Annotated in this window: 8 protein-coding genes, 1 pseudogene and 1 CRISPR repeat array; of the genes and pseudogenes, 5 read left to right on the forward strand and 4 right to left on the reverse strand. The window is 52.3% G+C overall.

The window, feature by feature from the left end:
* Window positions 1-50 precede the first annotated feature (50 nt).
* The gene (locus tag ACFO6X_RS03360; protein WP_382430051.1) at window positions 51-1772 is read right to left on the reverse strand and encodes a DEAD/DEAH box helicase; all 1722 of its coding nucleotides are present in this window, start codon (window positions 1770-1772) and stop codon (window positions 51-53) included.
* A 245-nt stretch (window positions 1773-2017) separates the two neighbouring features.
* Between ACFO6X_RS03360 and ettA the strand changes: the two genes are divergently transcribed.
* From ettA to ACFO6X_RS03380, 4 genes are all read left to right on the forward strand, one after another.
* Window positions 2018-3679 carry an energy-dependent translational throttle protein EttA gene (gene ettA / locus ACFO6X_RS03365; RefSeq protein WP_382430053.1) on the forward strand — a complete coding sequence of 554 codons (1662 nt, stop codon included), beginning with the start codon at window positions 2018-2020 and terminating at the stop codon, window positions 3677-3679.
* 49 nt (window positions 3680-3728) lie between these two features.
* A complete protein-coding gene (locus tag ACFO6X_RS03370; RefSeq protein WP_382430055.1) occupies window positions 3729-5828 on the forward strand; it encodes a DUF1631 family protein in 2100 nt (699 codons plus the stop codon).
* A gap of 181 nt (window positions 5829-6009) precedes the next feature.
* Window positions 6010-6558: a phasin family protein gene (locus ACFO6X_RS03375; RefSeq protein WP_382430057.1), complete on the forward strand. Its 549-nt coding sequence runs from the start codon at window positions 6010-6012 to the stop codon at window positions 6556-6558.
* Window positions 6559-6740: 182 nt separating this feature from the next.
* Window positions 6741-7793, forward strand: coding sequence for an extracellular solute-binding protein (locus ACFO6X_RS03380; RefSeq protein ID WP_382430059.1), 1053 nt, complete (start codon window positions 6741-6743; stop codon window positions 7791-7793).
* A 260-nt stretch (window positions 7794-8053) separates the two neighbouring features.
* On the opposite strand, the pseudogene ACFO6X_RS03385 reads toward ACFO6X_RS03380, so the two are convergent.
* Window positions 8054-8508: pseudogene (locus ACFO6X_RS03385) on the reverse strand (transposase); the annotation flags it as partial.
* A 157-nt stretch (window positions 8509-8665) separates the two neighbouring features.
* Here ACFO6X_RS03385 and ACFO6X_RS03390 point away from each other — a divergent pair.
* A complete protein-coding gene (locus ACFO6X_RS03390; RefSeq protein WP_382430061.1) occupies window positions 8666-10819 on the forward strand; it encodes an NHL repeat-containing protein in 2154 nt (717 codons plus the stop codon).
* 451 nt (window positions 10820-11270) lie between these two features.
* Window positions 11271-17317: a CRISPR direct-repeat array (repeat unit 28 nt; unit sequence TTTCTAAGCTGCCTGTGCGGCAGAAAAC).
* 129 nt (window positions 17318-17446) lie between these two features.
* On the opposite strand, the gene cas6f is transcribed toward ACFO6X_RS03390, so the two are convergent.
* The gene (gene cas6f / locus ACFO6X_RS03395) at window positions 17447-18022 is read right to left on the reverse strand and encodes a type I-F CRISPR-associated endoribonuclease Cas6/Csy4 (RefSeq protein ID WP_382430063.1); all 576 of its coding nucleotides are present in this window, start codon (window positions 18020-18022) and stop codon (window positions 17447-17449) included.
* Between the two features lie 13 nt (window positions 18023-18035).
* A complete protein-coding gene (gene csy3, locus ACFO6X_RS03400; protein WP_382430065.1) occupies window positions 18036-19064 on the reverse strand; it encodes a type I-F CRISPR-associated protein Csy3 in 1029 nt (342 codons plus the stop codon).
* Window positions 19065-19117: the final 53 nt, after the last annotated feature.

Raw genomic sequence — 19117 nt, forward strand, 5'->3', positions numbered from 1 at the left:
TGATGATGGCAATACCCAAGAGGCCGCGTCCTGACCCCTGTGCGAGCACCTCAGCGGTTGAAAGAGCCACCGCGCGAACCACCGCCACCACCACTGCGGGAGCCACCGCGCCCGCCACCACCACCGTAGCCGCCACCATTGCGGAAACCACCGCCACGGCGACCGCGCTCTAGCATGCTGTCCACACTGGTACGCATGGGGTCTGGCTGGCCCGATGGCCCAGAACCACGGCTAGAGGGCATGCTGTGACCACCGTGCGTGCCCAAATGGGCATTCTCTCGTGGCGGCTGGGCATCGCTGTTGAAACGATTGCCACCACCAGTACGGCCACGTCCGGGTGCGGGGCCGCGCCCGCCAGTGTTGGGCTGATGCCCTGCGGCTGGTGCATTGCGTGGCGCCCCACGGCCACCACCGCCTGCATTGCTACGTGGGCCATTGTGGTTGCTATTTCCCGCCTTGCTGCCGCCAGTGCGTTCGCCTTGGGCTACTTTGCTGGCACGCATGCGCTCCATCATCTCCCCTCGGGCTGCCTTGGCTGCCGCCTGCATGACCTCACGGCTTGGTGGTTTGCCTGCTCCTCCCCAAATCGTTTGGCGCCCCATGGCGATGGGTTCAGCTTTCTCGCCCTCTTCGGGGCCAAAGCCCTCTATCACTTGCACCGGAATGGTTTGCTTGGTAAAGCGTTCAATGTCCATCATGAAGCCTTCTTCGTCCATGCAAACCAGGCTCACTGCTTCGCCACTGGCACCAGCACGGCCCGTACGGCCAATGCGGTGAACGTAGTCTTCGGCAACATTCGGAATTTCGTAATTGACTACATGCGGCAAGTCATCAATATCAATGCCGCGTGCTGCAATATCTGTGGCTACCAAGGCTCGGATCTCGCCGCTCTTGAACCCGGCCAGTGCCTGTGTGCGCGCACTTTGGCTTTTATTGCCGTGCAACGCCATCGCACTGACGTTGTGTTTGGTCAGAAACTCTGCCACATTGTTGGCACCGAACTTAGTGCGGGTGAACACCAACACTTGGCTCCAATTGTTCTGTTGGATGATGTGCAACAGCGCCTGCTTTTTCTTGCCGCGTCCTACAGGATGGATCACTTGGGAGATGCGCTGTACGGTGGTGTTGCGCGGCGTGACCTGAATGCTTTGTGGGTCTTTCAGCAACGTTGCTGCCAGCTCGCGGATTTCATCGCTGAAGGTGGCGGAGAACAGCAAACTTTGCTTTTCTTTGGGTACCAACGCCAAAATCTTCTTCACATCGTGGATAAAGCCCATGTCGAGCATTCGATCGGCTTCGTCCAGTACCAACACTTCCACGGTGGACAAATCCAGAAAGCCCTGCTGCTGCAAGTCCAGCAGCCGCCCTGGGGTGGCCACCAACACATCCACACCACGGCGGATACGGTCAATTTGTGGGTTCATGCCCACGCCACCAAACACTACTGTGGAGCTTAAATCCAGGTACTTGCCATACTCGCGCACCGATTCTTCTACTTGCGCGGCCAGCTCGCGGGTGGGTGTCAGTACCAGGGCACGCAGCCCTTTGTTACCAAACTTGCTTTTGGGTGCGCCACCCTGTGCAAGGCGGTGCAATAAGGGCAAAGTGAAGGCTGCTGTTTTGCCAGTGCCCGTTTGGGCACCCGCCAACAAGTCATGTCCTGCCAGTACGGCCGGGATAGCTTGGGCCTGAATAGGCGTGGGGGTATCGTAGCCTTGCTCGTGTACGGCCTTCAGAATGGCCGGGGCCAGGTTCAAATCGTCAAATGTCATGGATGTCAGACGCGCCCATCCGGGCGCCGGGTATCGACCTGTCGTGGCAACCTAAAAGCTGCCGAGCCAGTATCAGGCCGATGAGGTTCAAGGGTGGGAGCCGGCAATGGCTTGCGTCGTCCCCAGCAAACTGCTGATATTGCTCACAACTGGAGTGCGCAACGGCAGCTATTGTCGCATGGGCCGATAATGGAGGTCTGTTCGCAGAAGCTTCTGCGCTTTCTTTTCAGGTTGAACAAGTACCGATGGCCCAATACGTCTATTCCATGAATCATGTCAGCAAGACCGTGCCGCCTAAGCGGCAGATCTTGAAAGACATCTCTCTGTCCTTCTTCCCCGGTGCCAAAATTGGTGTGCTGGGCCTTAACGGGTCGGGCAAATCAACGCTGCTCAAGATCATGGCAGGCGTGGACAAGGAAATCGAAGGCGAAGCTATCCCTATGGCCGGCCTGAAGATTGGTTATCTGCCCCAAGAGCCCCAGCTCAACCCAGAGCACACGGTGCGTGAAAGTGTGGAAGAGGCCATGGGCGAAGTCTTTGCTGCCAAAGCCAAGCTCGAAGAGGTCTACGCCGCCTACGGCGAAGAAGATGCTGATTTTGATGCCTTGGCCGCCGAACAAGCCCGCCTAGAGGCCATCATTGCTACGGCAGGCACCGATTCTGAACACCAACTCGAAATTGCCGCCGATGCCCTGCGCTTGCCACCGTGGGATGCTAAGGTGGGAGTGCTCTCTGGTGGTGAAAAACGCCGCATTGCCCTGTGTCGCCTGTTGTTGTCCAAGCCCGACATGCTGCTGTTGGATGAGCCTACCAACCATTTGGATGCTGAATCGGTGGATTGGTTGGAGCAATTCCTGCAACGCTTCTCAGGCACCGTGGTGGCTATTACCCACGACCGCTACTTCTTAGACAACGCTGCCGAGTGGATTTTGGAACTGGACCGGGGCCACGGCATCCCTTACAAAGGCAACTATTCTGACTGGCTGTTGCAAAAGCAGAACCGCTTGGAAGCCGAACAAAAGGGAGAAGAAGCCCGTGCCAAGGCACTCAAGAAAGAGCTGGAATGGGTGCGCCAAAACGCCAAGGGCCGCCAAGCCAAGAGCAAGGCACGTATTGCGCGCTTTGAAGAACTGAGCGATTACGAATACCAACGCCGCAATGAAACCCAAGAGATCTTCATTCCGGTGGCGGATCGTTTGGGTACACAGGTGTTTGAGTTCAAGAACGTCAGCAAGTCGTTTGGTGACCGTTTGCTGATTGACAACCTGAGCTTCAACATTCCTGCGGGTGCCATCGTAGGCATCATCGGCCCCAATGGCGCTGGTAAGTCCACACTGTTCAAATTGCTGGCGGGCAAAGAGCAACCCGACAGCGGCGAGGTGGTGGTCGGTGCCACCGTCAAAATGGCTTTTGTTGACCAACACCGCGATGCGCTAGCCAATGACAAGACGGTTTGGGAAGACGTCTCCGGCGGCTTGGACATGATCAACATTGGCAAGTTCCAGATGGCTAGCCGGGCCTATTGCGGCCGTTTCAACTTCAATGGGGGTGACCAGCAGAAGAAGGTTGGCATGCTCTCGGGTGGTGAGCGTGGTCGTTTGCACCTTGCCAAGACGCTCATTCAGGGCGGCAACGTGTTGCTGCTAGACGAACCATCCAATGACTTGGACGTTGAAACCCTGCGTGCGCTAGAAGATGCCTTGTTGGAATATGCAGGCACCGTGCTGGTTATCAGCCATGATCGCTGGTTCCTAGACCGTATTGCCACACATATCCTGGCCGCTGAAGGTGACTCCCAGTGGGTATTCTTTGATGGCAATTACCAAGAGTACGAAGCTGACAAAAAGAAACGTCTGGGCGAAGAGGCTGCCCGTCCCCATCGCATGCGTTTCAAGGCATTGAAGTAAAACCCTCTTGCTGCATGTCGGAGTCGTGACTGGAAGTTTGTTACATACCATGTCGGTTCCCGTTTCTAACGCCCAGTCGATTTTGCAAGACTGTGTCATCAAGGCCGTTCGTGAAGGCGAAACCTTGATGGCGCAATTGCTGGCGGCAGCCAGCCAGAGTCTGAACGACCAAGCACAAAGCAGCACACAAGGCCCACAAGAGCGGCAACAGGCGGCTGACGCCTTGCGCTTGCTCTTGCTCCAAGAGTCAGCTTTGCTCAGAGCCTACCCTCTTGCGCTGCTGGAGTGTTTTGCCCAAGACCGCAATGCAGGCAACGACCTGCCCTCACCGCCAAAGGCATCGGGGATCGATTTCGGTAGTCTGTCCTTGGTGGATGAAAAAGAGCAAGAGGCTCAGGTTGAACGGGTGCGTGCCCAACAACAGGTCAGCCATGTGGCGGAGGCTGTGCTGTCAGAACTCAATGCTTTGGTCAGTGCAGCCCAAGGGCTGCACCGCGTACAAGCAGAGCGCAATCCTTTGCGTCCAGAAAACTACATTCGTGCCCTGCAACAGGCGTTGAACCAGCGTGTAGAGGTGCCCGACGCGGTTCGTGCTACTTGGATGCAGCATCTGTTGCCAGTTTTGGGGGCTGCACTGATTCCGGGATACCAACAGGCCGTCCAGACGCTGCGCCAACAAGGCATCGAACCTGTGGGGTATGGTGTGGTGTCGAGCCGACCCTCTCACCTGTCTGCGCACCACAGTGGGATGGCGGCCATGACCCAGAGCCACTACGGTGCTGGACTTGCCTCGGGGCAGGGCCATTTGCACACTGACTGGCCACAGGCTACCGCAACCCATGCGGAGGCTCAAGAAGATGCACTGACGGCCAGCATTCTCCACCAGTTGCTCCAGGGTGGGGTCGATCCCTACAGCGGTCTGCAAGTAGGTTGGGAACCAGCGCCTCCTCCAGCCACCGATGATGGTCTGATGCCTGCCCCTGATGTTGCTTGGCAAGCAGGGGATGTGGTGGCGCGGATGATGGACAACATTGCACAAGACGCCCGTTTGTTGCCTACGGTACGAAAAACGTTGCAAGACATGGGGCCAGCCATCGGTCAATTGGCAGGCCATGACGCTGCGTTCTTTAGCAATCCCCTTCATCCAGCCCGGCGTTTGTTGGACGAAATCACCGAGCGTAGCCTGACCTTTACCACGGAAAACCAGACGGGGTTCAGTCGCTTTATTGGGTTGCTGCATCAACTCAACCACCATCTTCTTCAACAAGATACACGCCAAGCGGCGCCGTTTGCCACCGCACTTCAGCGCCTAGAAACTGTCTGGGCGCAATGGCAACAACAGGAGCAACAGCAGCGCCAAGCGGCAGCCCAGGTGGCAGAGCAGGCTAATTCCCACCAGCATCTGACCTCGGAAATCGCCAGCAATATCCGTAAGCTGCCTGACACTGGACATGTTCCCACCGAAGTGATGGGCTTTGCAACCGGGCTCTGGACTCAAGTGATTGCTCAGGCGCAACTGGAACAGCCAGACAGCGGGGATGGTGATCCGCATGGCTATTTGGCATTGATTCCGCTATTGTTCTGGAGTGTGCGGCCCAACATGCCTCCCGATGAGCGCGAGCAAATTGCCCAAGCTGTGCCACAGATGATCAGTACCCTGCAAAAAGGCTTGCAGGATATTGGGCGGCCACGCATGGAAACAGAGCGTTTTCTTGCCAGATTGCAGCGTTTACACCAGCAAACGCTGGCGGTTGCTCGGCCCGTCTCGGCACCCGTTGCCTCTTCTAGGCCCGCTCTTGCTGCCCATACACAACATCACGAACCTCTTGGTAAACCCGATATTGATTTGGATGCAGGGCCAGATATTGATATCGAACTCGATTCGGTTTATGGCACACCAGCGGAGCTGATGGATGCTACTGCACCCGCCACCACCCCTGTGCTGGCCCATGATGACTTTCCTACGGGTACTTGGGTAGAACTGCATGGCAACCGGAAGGTGGTGCGCACCCAGCTGACTTGGGCTAGCCCAAAAGGCACTCTGTTTTTGTTTACTGCCGCAGATGGCAGCACCCAATCCATGACCCGACGCATGCGCGACCGTTTACTCACAGAAGGTGCAATGCGCATACTGACCGCTGGCCCGTGAATTGGCAATACACCATCAGGACAGACCTATCGCTCTGCTAAATGCCATCTAAAAATAGCACTTGCATTTGCGATCACCTTGCCTAAAATGACCTAGATGCTGCACTGCAACATGGTAGTCAAGCCACATCAGCGCAGATTCATATATTCTTGGCCTTCTGGCCGTCACTATTGGAGACCCTATGTCGCTGACCAACGAACAAATCCTGGCCGCTCATAAAGCCAACATCGAGACCTTGTTTGGCCTTACTAGCAAAGCCTTTGAAGGCGTAGAGAAGCTCGTAGAACTCAATGTCACGGCTTCTCGTGCTGCTCTGAGTGAGGCCGCCAACCACTCCCAAGCCCTGCTCAGCGTGAAAGACGCACAAGAGTTGTTGGCACTGCAAGCGGGGTTGTTCCAGCCGTTGGCAGAAAAGGCTGCTGCCTACAGTCGTCACCTGTATGACATTGCCTCGGGCACCAGTGCAGAATTCACCAAGACTTTTGAGGCCAAGACCGCAGAAGCGCAACTGAACTTTGTGAGCCTGCTTGACAATGCAAGCAAGAATGCGCCTGCCGGTTCTGAACCAGCAGTGGCTGTGATGAAAAATGCTGTTTCTGCCGCGAGCAGTGCTTTTGAATCGGTGCAAAAAGCCGTCAAACAAGCTTCGGAAGCAGCAGAAGCCAATTTCAATGCGGTGACGGCTTCTGCCATTGATGCTGCCAAGTCGGCAGCTCCGCGTAAACGCTAATCTGCACCTGCCCTGCTTTAGGCAGGGCATGGTGGTTGTGGTTGTCTCCTTGGATCTCCTCGAATCCGTTTCAGGAGTCCTTTCAAGCCCGGTCGATGTGCCGGGCTTCTTTTTTGCCCTATCTGATTGCGAATGGTTCGCGTTTGATCTATGATGTGGAATTATCTATCTACAAGATCCCTATGCGACACATTCTCTCTGTTGTAGCGACGGCTTGCTCTGTCTTGCTGACCACCGGCATCGCACAAGCCCAGGAACAGGTTGTCAACCTGTATTCAGCCCGCCACTACAGCACGGACGAGGCGCTGTACAGTGGCTTTACCAAAACTACAGGTATCAAGATCAACCGGGTAGATGCCGACGATACGGGCATCTTGGCACGCCTCAAGGCCGAAGGCGGTGCCTCGCCTGCAGATGTTATTTTGTTGGTGGATGCCGCACGGCTGTACAAAGGTGAGGTAGACGGCCTGTTTAAGCCGATTAAATCCAAGGTGCTGGATGAGCGCATCCCCGCCACCTTGCGCAGTCAGCCTGCAGCCGATGGCAGTACTGCTTGGTTTGGTTTGTCCACCCGTGCTCGTGTGATTGTTTATAACAAGATCAAAGTACAAAAATCTGATATAGATACCTACGAAGAATTGGCCGATCCTAAACACAAAGGAAAGCTGTGTATTCGTTCTGGTTCACACCCCTACAATTTGAGCTTGTTCGGTTCGGTGGTTGAACATTTGGGTGAACAGGCTACAGAAAACTGGCTCAAAGGCTTGGTGGCTAATTTGGCTCGCCCCCCCAAGGGAGGGGATACAGACCAGATCAAGGCGGTAGCATCTGGAGAGTGTGATATTGCTGTCACCAACAGCTATTATCTGGCCCGTTTGCTGCGTTCGAGCAAGCCAGAAGATGTGGCAGTGGCCAACAAAGTGGGAGTGGTTTTTCCTAACCAAAAATCTTGGGGCACACACCTGAACATTGCTGGGGGGGCTGTTGCCCGTCACAGTAAGAATCAGGCCAATGCCATCAAATTTCTGGAATATCTGACCAGTGCTGAAGCGCAGAATTATTTTGCTAATGGTAACAATGAGTGGCCTGCAGCCAAAGATGTGCATGTAGAAAACCCAGCCCTGAAGGCCATGACAGGGGGTATGGCGTTCAAGAGCGAGACTATTCCGATCAGTGCAGTGGGGGCAAACATGCCTAAGGTGCAGCAAATGTTGGATCGAGTTGGTTTTCCTTAATACGTTTGTATTGAAAATGTTTGTTGAAGCCCGATAAATCCGGGCTTTTTAATGATGTATGCACGGTTAAGAATTCAGATAATTTAGAGTTTTGCTTTTTATTGTATTTAATAATTATTATTGTGTTTTTATGTAATTTTTTGAAGATTGCTAATTAATAATTGGTGCTAGACAATATTCGTTTCGCAAATTCATGCCAGCTAACATAACTTATCCACGAAGCGAGAGCAGATGATGGTAGCGGCCAAGTTCAGTAGCGTTTAGTGAATATAAAGTTGCCGCTCGAATCGGATGCGTAACTTGCCAAAGCCCGCAATCCATGCATGCCTACGCTCGACCACCCAGCAGTATTTACCCAGCCGATCACTGCTCTCTATTCCTCTGCGTGCTATGCGGCTGGTAATGCCCCACGCCTTCAAATAATCGCGACAATGGCGTACGTCATACCCTTTGTCGGCATGCAACTTCCGGGGCTTTCGGCGTACTCGGCCCTTCAACCCTCGCACTGCTGGGATGGCTCCAAGCACTGCTCAAACAGTGTCGAACCATGTGTATTGGCATCACTGACCTGCGCTACCAGAGGAACGCCACGCGCATCTACAACGATGTGCCTTTTCGAGCCGCGTTTGCCTCTGTCGGTCGGATTTGGGCCTGTCTCTTACCCCTAGGAGCTAGCCACCGTTGCGCTATCCACACTGGCACGCTCCCAATCGATTTACCTGTGTTCACAGTTGTGTACTGATGGGGCGCGTCTAGCCATAGTGACTAAAGCATAACGCTTGGCGGCCTCCCAACACAAGTTGTGTTAGCCAATCTAAACGTGTAAAGTGTTTCATAGACCAATAAATTCGGATTCTATAAAAGATTTATCCATGAAAATTTATAAAATAAATAAGCCTCTTCAATACATCAGCCTGATTACCACGTTGATTGTTCCCATGCTCACCGCTTGTGGGGGAGATTCGAAGAGTTCAACAGAACTACAACCACCAGTTTCTTCTGCCAATTTGTCACTGTTAGCGGGTTATACCCTCGGTGAGGGCAATCAGGATGGACTGACCAGTACGACTGCCAGTCTCAGCACTAGAGTGGCTGGGATGGCCTTGACCAGTTCGGGGGAAGTAGTTATTGCTGACACTAACAATAACCTGATACGTAAGCTCAGTGCTAACTATGATCAAATTAGTACATTGGCTGGGGGCTTGGTGCCTTCGGGTGCCGTTTCTGGCGCCTTATCCAGCTATTCGGATGGTAATCGCCTTGAGGCACGGTTTTATCGCCCCACTGGAGTTGCCGTAGATGTAGCAGGAAACACCTATGTGGCAGATACTGCAAATCACCTGGTACGTAAAATAAGTGCTACAGGAGCGGTGACTACCTTGGCTGGTCAGCCAGGGGTATGTGCCAACCAAGATGGTATGGGTAGTACGGCTATTCTATGTAACCCCAGCAGCATTGCCGTAGATAAGGCCGGAATTATCTATGTGTCTGAAGCCAATCTCTCTGGTAAAAACGAAACAGGTCGAATCCGCAAGATCACTACCGATGGTGTAGTTAGTACAATCGCTAGCCAAACCAGAGGGAAAAACCCAATTTTAGCCATTGATTCTGCTGGTACGCTCTATGTTGCAGATTCTGGCCTAATCCTGAAGTATGCTGTGAACGGCCAACCCACTGTAGTATCCGGCACCGATGGACAGCTCGGGAACACAATTGTGGCTATCACATTTGACTCGGCAGATCGCCTGTTCGTGTTGGATAAAGAGGTGAACTACTCCCTAATGTTAGGCCCCCCTTCCATACGTTATCTTCGGCTTGGTATTCGTCATGTTGGCAGGGATGGAAGCGTTACGACTCTAATCAGCGCCCCCTCCGATTGTCACAACTACAGCGGTTTGAGCAACGATGATTTATGTCAGGCTATCAGTATGGTAGCTGGAGCCGATGGCCAGTTCTTGGTGGCCGAAGGTAATTACGACACGCGCGAGGGAGTCCAGTTGCGCAACTACACACGTCAGGGTACATACGCTGTGGTTGCAGGGCCTGTCCATCCCAAAGGCTTGAAAGATGGGCAAGGCAATCTAGCTCGCTTTCATAATCCCTCCGCACTAGCATTTGATCCTTCCGGGGCACTATATGTGCGCGATAAAGGCAACCAGACCATCCGTACGGTACAAGCGGATGGTCAAGTAGGCACCTTGGGGCAGCCCGGAGGGCATTGTGTTTCGCTCACAGGCCTAGGCAAGGAAATGCTTTCAAGTGGAATTTTCGGGATTCCCGGATCGGCTTTGGCCACCGATGGAGCTGGCAACCTTTACACCTATATCGATTCACGCATCCTGAAGATGAGCAACTGTGAAGTTGTAGTTTTAGCAGATATAAACCCTTTGCTTGATGTATCAGTCAACAACCCAGTCACCGGTATTGCTGCAGACATTTTAGGTAACGTCTATGCGTCTACATACCAGGGTGTCATCTTCAAAATAGATACCCAAGGAATACCGACACTGTTCGCAGGCAGAGAAGGGACGTGGGGGCACAGGGATGGTCAAGGTGAAACCGCTTTATTTTCTTGGTTGGGCAATATGACTACCGATACAGCAGGTAACCTCTATGTGGTCGACAGTCTTAATTATTTTGAGAGATTAGGCCCAACCATTCGAAAAATCACGCCATCTGGACTCGTTAGCACTTTGGCAGGTAACCCCAACGCTCCTCCTGGCTATGCAGATGGCTCTGGAACCAACGCACTGTTTTCGGTGGATTGGCCAGAGGAGCTAAAGACTGCCAGTCTTGCAGTGGATAAAAAAGGCAACGTGTATGTATCGGATCCAGCAAATAGCGTGATTCGCAAGATTAAACCTGACGGTCAGGTGAGCACCATAGTGGGACAGATGGGGCATCGGGGATTTGTCGCAGGTGATCTACCAGGGAGCATTAACCGTCCCGCAGGCATTGCAATTCGTGATTCCATGCTGTATGTCAGCATTTCGCATGCTGTGATTCAGGTGAAGCTCCCCGATTGATCTCAAGTGCAGATATAGCTGCACCAAGATCAGATGGCAATTTTTTGCCAAATTGGCCCCATGTACGATCAGGCTTGTGGCAGCGCGCTGTGTTGTTTTTCTTTGGAGACTGCCTGCTTCTGGCCAGTTAGGCATGGCTACCCCAATTTTCTCCTCGATAAGGAATGCTTATCCCACTTTTGACTAAAAAATAGGCAGGTTTCAGTAGATTTAGCAGGGGTCACAATGTTGTGGCTCTGCACCATCGGTGGAATCTTTACTACTGATAGTGGGCAAGTTGTGCGCTGTACGGATTCGATAGATGCCGTCCGTCCACACTTGGTGGTTAGAGCGACTAACACAACCCATAAAAATCAGGCTTGCGGTCGAGATGAGGCGTAAGTCAGTGATGAGGCATCGCGGTTGGTGCGGCAGAAAACATTCCGCAAAAAATGCAGGAATCACCATACAATTTCTAAGCTGCCTGTGCGGCAGAAAACGCCCAGTTGCGTGAGCGCCTAGCGGCTAGTGATTTCTAAGCTGCCTGTGCGGCAGAAAACGCGGTGAAGGTCGAGGCGCTTCGGGATGAGCTTTTCTAAGCTGCCTGTGCGGCAGAAAACGTGTTGATGGATACGGTAAAGAGTTTCATGGCTTTCTAAGCTGCCTGTGCGGCAGAAAACAATCACGTAGCGGATTGGCTACAGCTTTCCCTTTTCTAAGCTGCCTGTGCGGCAGAAAACGCCATAAGAGAACCCCTACGGCCCTGCGGAAATTTCTAAGCTGCCTGTGCGGCAGAAAACAAGGCGCGGGCTGTGGTTGTGTTTTGCTTGACTTTCTAAGCTGCCTGTGCGGCAGAAAACGTCCGCATGACGCCCAAAACCCTGTTTGTTTTTTTCTAAGCTGCCTGTGCGGCAGAAAACAGGGGTTCTCTTATGGCACGGCGACGAACTAATTTCTAAGCTGCCTGTGCGGCAGAAAACACCGGCGGATTTCCGGGCCATCGTGTCCGAACTTTCTAAGCTGCCTGTGCGGCAGAAAACTGCCAGCGCAGGCGAGTCGCGAGAGCGTGCCTTTTCTAAGCTGCCTGTGCGGCAGAAAACAGGGCGCTTGGCCTGCGGGCGATAAGGCACCATTTCTAAGCTGCCTGTGCGGCAGAAAACGTGGGCCAGTATCAGCCACAACAACGCGCTGCTTTTCTAAGCTGCCTGTGCGGCAGAAAACTTTTCAGCCAACGCGAACAAGAACTCCAACAATTTCTAAGCTGCCTGTGCGGCAGAAAACTGTGTCTCTGCGCGATGAACCTCCGCACCAACTTTCTAAGCTGCCTGTGCGGCAGAAAACGCGTGCCAATGCGGTACGTGCCGCCTCATACGTTTCTAAGCTGCCTGTGCGGCAGAAAACAAATGAAACCAAAATCGTTGGCGGTGTCCGAGTTTTCTAAGCTGCCTGTGCGGCAGAAAACAGCAAGCAACAGTTTTGGCGCAACGCCAGCAATTTCTAAGCTGCCTGTGCGGCAGAAAACAAACATTTGACAGCGTTTCTTCGCTCGGTGCTTTTCTAAGCTGCCTGTGCGGCAGAAAACGGCTGATGCTGAATTTGCACGTGAGCAAGGATTTTCTAAGCTGCCTGTGCGGCAGAAAACATTGAAAACAACATTGTCACTAACGCTGTTGATTTCTAAGCTGCCTGTGCGGCAGAAAACAGAGGCTGAGTTTGATCCAACCGCCTACGCATTTTCTAAGCTGCCTGTGCGGCAGAAAACTTCCAGGGGGCTTTGACTCAGATAAAAACATCTTTCTAAGCTGCCTGTGCGGCAGAAAACTAAATGACTCCCCATAAACGCAATTCACCACGTTTCTAAGCTGCCTGTGCGGCAGAAAACATCAAAGCAAACTCACCGCCAATAGCGGCAGGTTTTCTAAGCTGCCTGTGCGGCAGAAAACATGCCAGAAGCCGTGATATGATTCGCGTCGAATTTCTAAGCTGCCTGTGCGGCAGAAAACAAAGCCAGCACGGTATTTTCCCGTGCGTTTGGCTTTCTAAGCTGCCTGTGCGGCAGAAAACTCTGAGAAAAATCGCATTAGTGATGATGCTCATTTCTAAGCTGCCTGTGCGGCAGAAAACATTATTGTAATATTCCAGAGGTTACTATTCCGTTTCTAAGCTGCCTGTGCGGCAGAAAACAACCGGCGGGTGCTGTTGGTGTTAGTTCTGGTTTTCTAAGCTGCCTGTGCGGCAGAAAACGTTATTCACGCTGATTTTCAAAAACGGCAGGATTTCTAAGCTGCCTGTGCGGCAGAAAACTGACTTGGAGCCGTAGTAAATGTTTTTTGTAATTTCTAAGCTGCCTGTGCGGCAGAAAACGATGGTCAAACCGAGATTGGGTTTATCGTTCATTTCTAAGCTGCCTGTGCGGCAGAAAACTCTAGCGGTGGAACGGCGCTATCGCACGCCTTTTTCTAAGCTGCCTGTGCGGCAGAAAACATCACTTTCAATGCTGGCGCTGCTGTCAAGAATTTCTAAGCTGCCTGTGCGGCAGAAAACTGCCGCGAAACAATGCGCCACTGGGCACAGCATTTCTAAGCTGCCTGTGCGGCAGAAAACGTACCCAGCTGATCTTGCATTTTTTTGTTAGATTTCTAAGCTGCCTGTGCGGCAGAAAACGGGTACTCACGCGATGAAGGATGAACATCAGGTTTCTAAGCTGCCTGTGCGGCAGAAAACCATTCGATGCCACTGGCTATGGCGCCGTGACCTTTCTAAGCTGCCTGTGCGGCAGAAAACCTTGGCATCAAATGGCAGCTGGCTCCCGTCGCTTTCTAAGCTGCCTGTGCGGCAGAAAACGCTGTTGGCACCAACTACGTTCCACGCGATATTTTCTAAGCTGCCTGTGCGGCAGAAAACATGGCAGATGCTTGCGCGTTAATAGCTGAAATGTTTCTAAGCTGCCTGTGCGGCAGAAAACATACCAAATCGCCGCATCTCAAGAGATTGACAATTTCTAAGCTGCCTGTGCGGCAGAAAACATCCGTGGAGTAGCGTGCGAGGCGAGTTATGATTTCTAAGCTGCCTGTGCGGCAGAAAACGCTTGATACTCGACTGACATTGCTCGCATTCTTTTCTAAGCTGCCTGTGCGGCAGAAAACTGGCGACAGCACGGCCCCGGTTAGACCATTGATTTTCTAAGCTGCCTGTGCGGCAGAAAACAGAATGCGATCAACGCTCTCGATGACGCTCCCTTTCTAAGCTGCCTGTGCGGCAGAAAACCGGCAGCCGCATGAAAGGCCTCTCGTTCCCGTTTTCTAAGCTGCCTGTGCGGCAGAAAACATTGACGCGCTAGAGTCAGGCATGACAGAAGCTTTTCTAAGCTGCCTGTGCGGCAGAAAACCGGGGTATTGGGTGGTGCCGTGGCCCACTGTAGTTTCTAAGCTGCCTGTGCGGCAGAAAACTCGACATGAACGTCAAAGGAATGATTTAATATTTTCTAAGCTGCCTGTGCGGCAGAAAACGCAGAGCTATCTTGGGCTGTGATGCTATTCTGTTTCTAAGCTGCCTGTGCGGCAGAAAACGAGGGATGGAGTAGCCAAGCGCCAAGCGGCATTTTCTAAGCTGCCTGTGCGGCAGAAAACGTGTTAGGCATTTGTTATGATAAGCGTCATTGTTTTTCTAAGCTGCCTGTGCGGCAGAAAACGGTGTTATTGCATTGGGCAAGCGCCGTGATCTTTTCTAAGCTGCCTGTGCGGCAGAAAACACGTCTAAGCTCTGCAAGTGTTATACGCAGCATTTCTAAGCTGCCTGTGCGGCAGAAAACTGGTCATATCCAAAAGAAGCTTTTGGTAAAAATTTCTAAGCTGCCTGTGCGGCAGAAAACGGGTAGAGTTGCACCCCAGCGCAGACCAATCATTTCTAAGCTGCCTGTGCGGTAGAAAACAATGTACCGCAACCCAGAGACGGGCGAAACATGGTTTCTAAGCTGCCTGTGCGGCAGAAAACGATAGGGTTTCATCTGGGCTGCCGCCCCTCATTTTCTAAGCTGCCTGTGCGGCAGAAAACTCCTGGGTATCGGTTATTAGACGGCATTATGTTTCTAAGCTGCCTGTGCGGCAGAAAACAAATTCGTCAACGCCATTGCTCTCTATGGGTTTTTCTAAGCTGCCTGTGCGGCAGAAAACTCTGTTTGTGCGCTGTGATGGTGAAACCGTCTTTTCTAAGCTGCCTGTGCGGCAGAAAACTCGCTAGGTTCCGCTATATCACAACAAGCAGCTTTCTAAGCTGCCTGTGCGGCAGAAAACAAAAATTACGGATGCAACAAAGCCCCATCGCTTTTCTAAGCTGCCTGTGCGGCAGAAAACGCAGCACGTCATTTGCAGGGATAACAGTAAATTTTCTAAGCTGCCTGTGCGGCAGAAAACAAATACTTTAATGATCACAACGTCCGTGACGTTTTCTAAGCTGCCTGTGCGGCAGAAAACGCAGGTGAGCAAGGCGCTCACAGCCCACGCAATTTTCTAAGCTGCCTGTGCGGCAGAAAACGTTGAGGTCATCTATCAGGAAAAAGCCAGCTCTTTCTAAGCTGCCTGTGCGGCAGAAAACGTCAAGTTGATATTGACTGGCAGCCACACCAATTTCTAAGCTGCCTGTGCGGCAGAAAACGATGCGGTTTGGGCGCTTCTGAAGGAGCTGATTTTCTAAGCTGCCTGTGCGGCAGAAAACTCAATACCGTCATCGGCTATCGGTGCTACTCATTTCTAAGCTGCCTGTGCGGCAGAAAACCCGCCCTGACACCGCACCCGGCAAGCCTATGTTTTCTAAGCTGCCTGTGCGGCAGAAAACACAAAAACCGTAATCTAGGAGAGAACAGCACAGATTTCTAAGCTGCCTGTGCGGCAGAAAACCAGCTCGCTCAAAAGTTTGCTGAAGGCCTGATTTTCTAAGCTGCCTGTGCGGCAGAAAACGCTATCGCAGCGACGCCTATCGCCCCGTCCCCTTTCTAAGCTGCCTGTGCGGCAGAAAACTGACCGAGCGCGATTCGCACTTGGTAGTTGCTTTTCTAAGCTGCCTGTGCGGCAGAAAACGCATCAGCAAACAAGCGTTAGATGCTGCACTACTTTCTAAGCTGCCTGTGCGGCAGAAAACTAGCCCATAAACCGGCCTTAACAGCCTGAATATTTCTAAGCTGCCTGTGCGGCAGAAAACATGCAGACTGACCCATCTAAAGTTTCTAATAAATTTCTAAGCTGCCTGTGCGGCAGAAAACTACTGAAGATTATGTTCTGGCTCGTTTGCCACTTTCTAAGCTGCCTGTGCGGCAGAAAACGTGAAACTCATTGGAATGTTGTTCGCGCTTTTTTTCTAAGCTGCCTGTGCGGCAGAAAACCCATTGATTTTTCGCCATTTTTCGCTCCTTGATTTCTAAGCTGCCTGTGCGGCAGAAAACCTGCTGTTGGTTCTATCTCGCTGCCTGAGCGATTTCTAAGCTGCCTGTGCGGCAGAAAACGTGAAACTCATTGGAATGTTGTTCGCGCTTTTTTTCTAAGCTGCCTGTGCGGCAGAAAACGCTTACATTGCAACAGTAACAGCATAATCTACTTTCTAAGCTGCCTGTGCGGCAGAAAACTACTGAAGATTATGTTCTGGCTCGTTTGCCACTTTCTAAGCTGCCTGTGCGGCAGAAAACATCCATCCGGTAGTCCTGAGCGCCGTTTGGCCCTTTCTAAGCTGCCTGTGCGGCAGAAAACCGAAGAAGGCCGCACTGCGATAGCGCAGCATCTTTCTAAGCTGCCTGTGCGGCAGAAAACAACAGCAACACCAGCTGGATTGCCATCGCCTCTTTCTAAGCTGCCTGTGCGGCAGAAAACCTCGGAATCTTGGAATCCGGTGACTTCAAAAATTTCTAAGCTGCCTGTGCGGCAGAAAACGGGCTGTTCATGATTCAGGTGTTGGGTGCTGTTTTCTAAGCTGCCTGTGCGGCAGAAAACACCTTGGAAACCGCCCAGCTGGTGATTTCTTCTTTCTAAGCTGCCTGTGCGGCAGAAAACGCCAGTCCAATGGCAAACCGAGCAGAAAAATCTTTCTAAGCTGCCTGTGCGGCAGAAAACCCGTAGGCGTGGCGGCTGTTGGTTTTTTTACATTTCTAAGCTGCCTGTGCGGCAGAAAACTCACCGGCTTTGCATTGCGGCAAAAGCTGGGCTTTCTAAGCTGCCTGTGCGGCAGAAAACACACCCGGAGGGTGGGGGTGAAAAACGCATGGTTTCTAAGCTGCCTGTGCGGCAGAAAACCGCGCGCTGCTGGCATGGGGGAAGGTCTACGAGTTTCTAAGCTGCCTGTGCGGCAGAAAACGCCCGCAAGGACGCATCCAAGGCCGTGGAGAATTTCTAAGCTGCCTGTGCGGCAGAAAACCGGCCAGCCCCCCAGGTCTTCGATTACTGCATTTTCTAAGCTGCCTGTGCGGCAGAAAACAATCCGTCAAGCAATGCGGAATTACTGCCTCTTTTCTAAGCTGCCTGTGCGGCAGAAAACTGGAAAAATCCCAGTGTAAGTCTCAGTTTTTAAAGAACATCCTAGCATAACCCTCTATCAACCCCTTTTTTAGCACTCCAATGTAACTTATTGATTTGTATGGAGTTGATGGAGGAGCGCAAAAAAGGGTCAAAACCAAGGGATGCTGGCTCCTCTATCCGCTTGGCCTAGGCCGTAGGTGTTGAAGCTGCCCGGAACAGGGGTTTCGTGTAAAGGGCCGAGCTCAATCCAAAGATAAAACGATTGGCCGCTGCTGTTGCTACGCAGTTGCACATAGGGCAACCTAGGATTGCGTTCTACATGCGACGGAATGGCTATAGCGGCTTGCTCGGCGGTTTCGCCTTTGCGCTGCATTCGGCGGCGGCGTAACCGTTCGGCGCTGGTCTTGAATTGCCGACGCTGCACGATGCGGTGTTGGGCTTGCGAAGGAACCAAGCCGACAGGCGTGATGTCCACATGGTCATACATCCCTTTGAGCCAATCAGTAGCCATAAATTGCTCTAAAGGGGTTGCGTGACCGTGCAAACGCAGCACTTGCCCTAGACTTTGGGAGCGCAACTGGTACTGCGGAAAACTGACCCCAACAGATGAAATGGCTTGTTGTACCAAGGCCCGATGCAGTTTGGCATACAAGGCCCGCCAAAGATGGGCAGGGCTAAACTCTGGGTCGGGTAGTAACCGAATGTCAATGTAATGTGTAGTCATGGCTTAGGCTAAATTAGCTGGCATCACCAAAAACACCACCGCGAATCAGCACGGCCATCAAAAAATGTTGTTGCTCTTCGGTCGGGGTTTTATCATTCAGCAACCAATTGTCTAATAGGGTATAAAAATCCTGTTTTTGTTTAGGTTGGCGATAGGCTTTACCCTGTGTGGTTACAGAGCCATAGGGTTCTACAGCAATTGGGCCTAACTCTTCAGCACCTTCGTACCAATCATCAATAGTGCGGATGGCATTGCCAATTTTTTGCGAGTGAATGGCGGCAATTTCATGGCCTTTTTCGCCTACTTGGTACAGGGTTTTGCTTTTCTTCGTCTTATCCTTGTCTAAAATCAATTCTTGCGATGGAAAAACTTCTTGCCCGGCCCCCATGCGCACAAAGGCAGTGATTTGTAGCAGTACATGGGATACTCCGGCCAAGCCATCGGCCATCAAAGCCGCTAAAGATTGCACTACATCATCTTCGGTATGGGCCGAGCGTAAATGGTATGACAGTGCATCAAAAGTCCATGTGGTTTCAGCTTTGCCGTTTTTCAGCTGGCTGACTTGCACTTGCACGCTTTCTGCACCCACACGGTTACGCCACAAGAAGCGGCCATTCGCTAAGTTGGCGGCATAACGCTGCGCTAATACCGTAAAACCATACTGCTCTACATAACCTTGAATGGTTTGGGCCAATTTAGCTTGGTAGTCGGCATTATTGCAGGCTGATGGTTTGCCAGCACCAGCTAAAACCCGCAGGGTAAATTGCACTTTCAGGGTGTCCGCATCGGCAGGTAAGGCGGCCACATCCACGGTTTGCAGGTTCGGGTTTTCGATGGCAGCATCGAGTTTGGCTGGGTCTTGGTCTTTGGCTTTGAGGCGGTTAGAGATGGTGCCACGTACCGATTTAGTCCGTACCTTGACGGGTGCCCAAGGTGCAGCTGTGTCGCGTTGTTCCCAGCAGCCTGCATGAAATACGGCATCCGAAGGGTCTAATTTACGCTCGAAGGCCAAGACGGAGGCGGTTTCCAGTTTTTTCGACATGGTGAAATCCTTTTAAAAAACGATGGAGAAGCGGGAGGGCACAGGGAATGCGG

This window comes from Giesbergeria sinuosa (genome assembly GCF_042652905.1).
In the GTDB taxonomy this organism is placed as follows: domain Bacteria; phylum Pseudomonadota; class Gammaproteobacteria; order Burkholderiales; family Burkholderiaceae_C; genus Simplicispira; species Simplicispira sinuosa.

Coding starts and splice junctions, on each gene's coding strand:
- ACFO6X_RS03390 (WP_382430061.1), top strand. CDS start 8,666: ATGAAAATTTATAAAATAAATAAGCCTCTTCAATACATCAGCCTGATT.
- cas6f (WP_382430063.1), bottom strand. CDS start 18,022: ATGACTACACATTACATTGACATTCGGTTACTACCCGACCCAGAGTTT.
- ACFO6X_RS03380 (WP_382430059.1), top strand. CDS start 6,741: ATGCGACACATTCTCTCTGTTGTAGCGACGGCTTGCTCTGTCTTGCTG.
- ACFO6X_RS03375 (WP_382430057.1), top strand. CDS start 6,010: ATGTCGCTGACCAACGAACAAATCCTGGCCGCTCATAAAGCCAACATC.
- ettA (WP_382430053.1), top strand. CDS start 2,018: ATGGCCCAATACGTCTATTCCATGAATCATGTCAGCAAGACCGTGCCG.
- ACFO6X_RS03370 (WP_382430055.1), top strand. CDS start 3,729: ATGTCGGTTCCCGTTTCTAACGCCCAGTCGATTTTGCAAGACTGTGTC.
- csy3 (WP_382430065.1), bottom strand. CDS start 19,064: ATGTCGAAAAAACTGGAAACCGCCTCCGTCTTGGCCTTCGAGCGTAAA.
- ACFO6X_RS03360 (WP_382430051.1), bottom strand. CDS start 1,772: ATGACATTTGACGATTTGAACCTGGCCCCGGCCATTCTGAAGGCCGTA.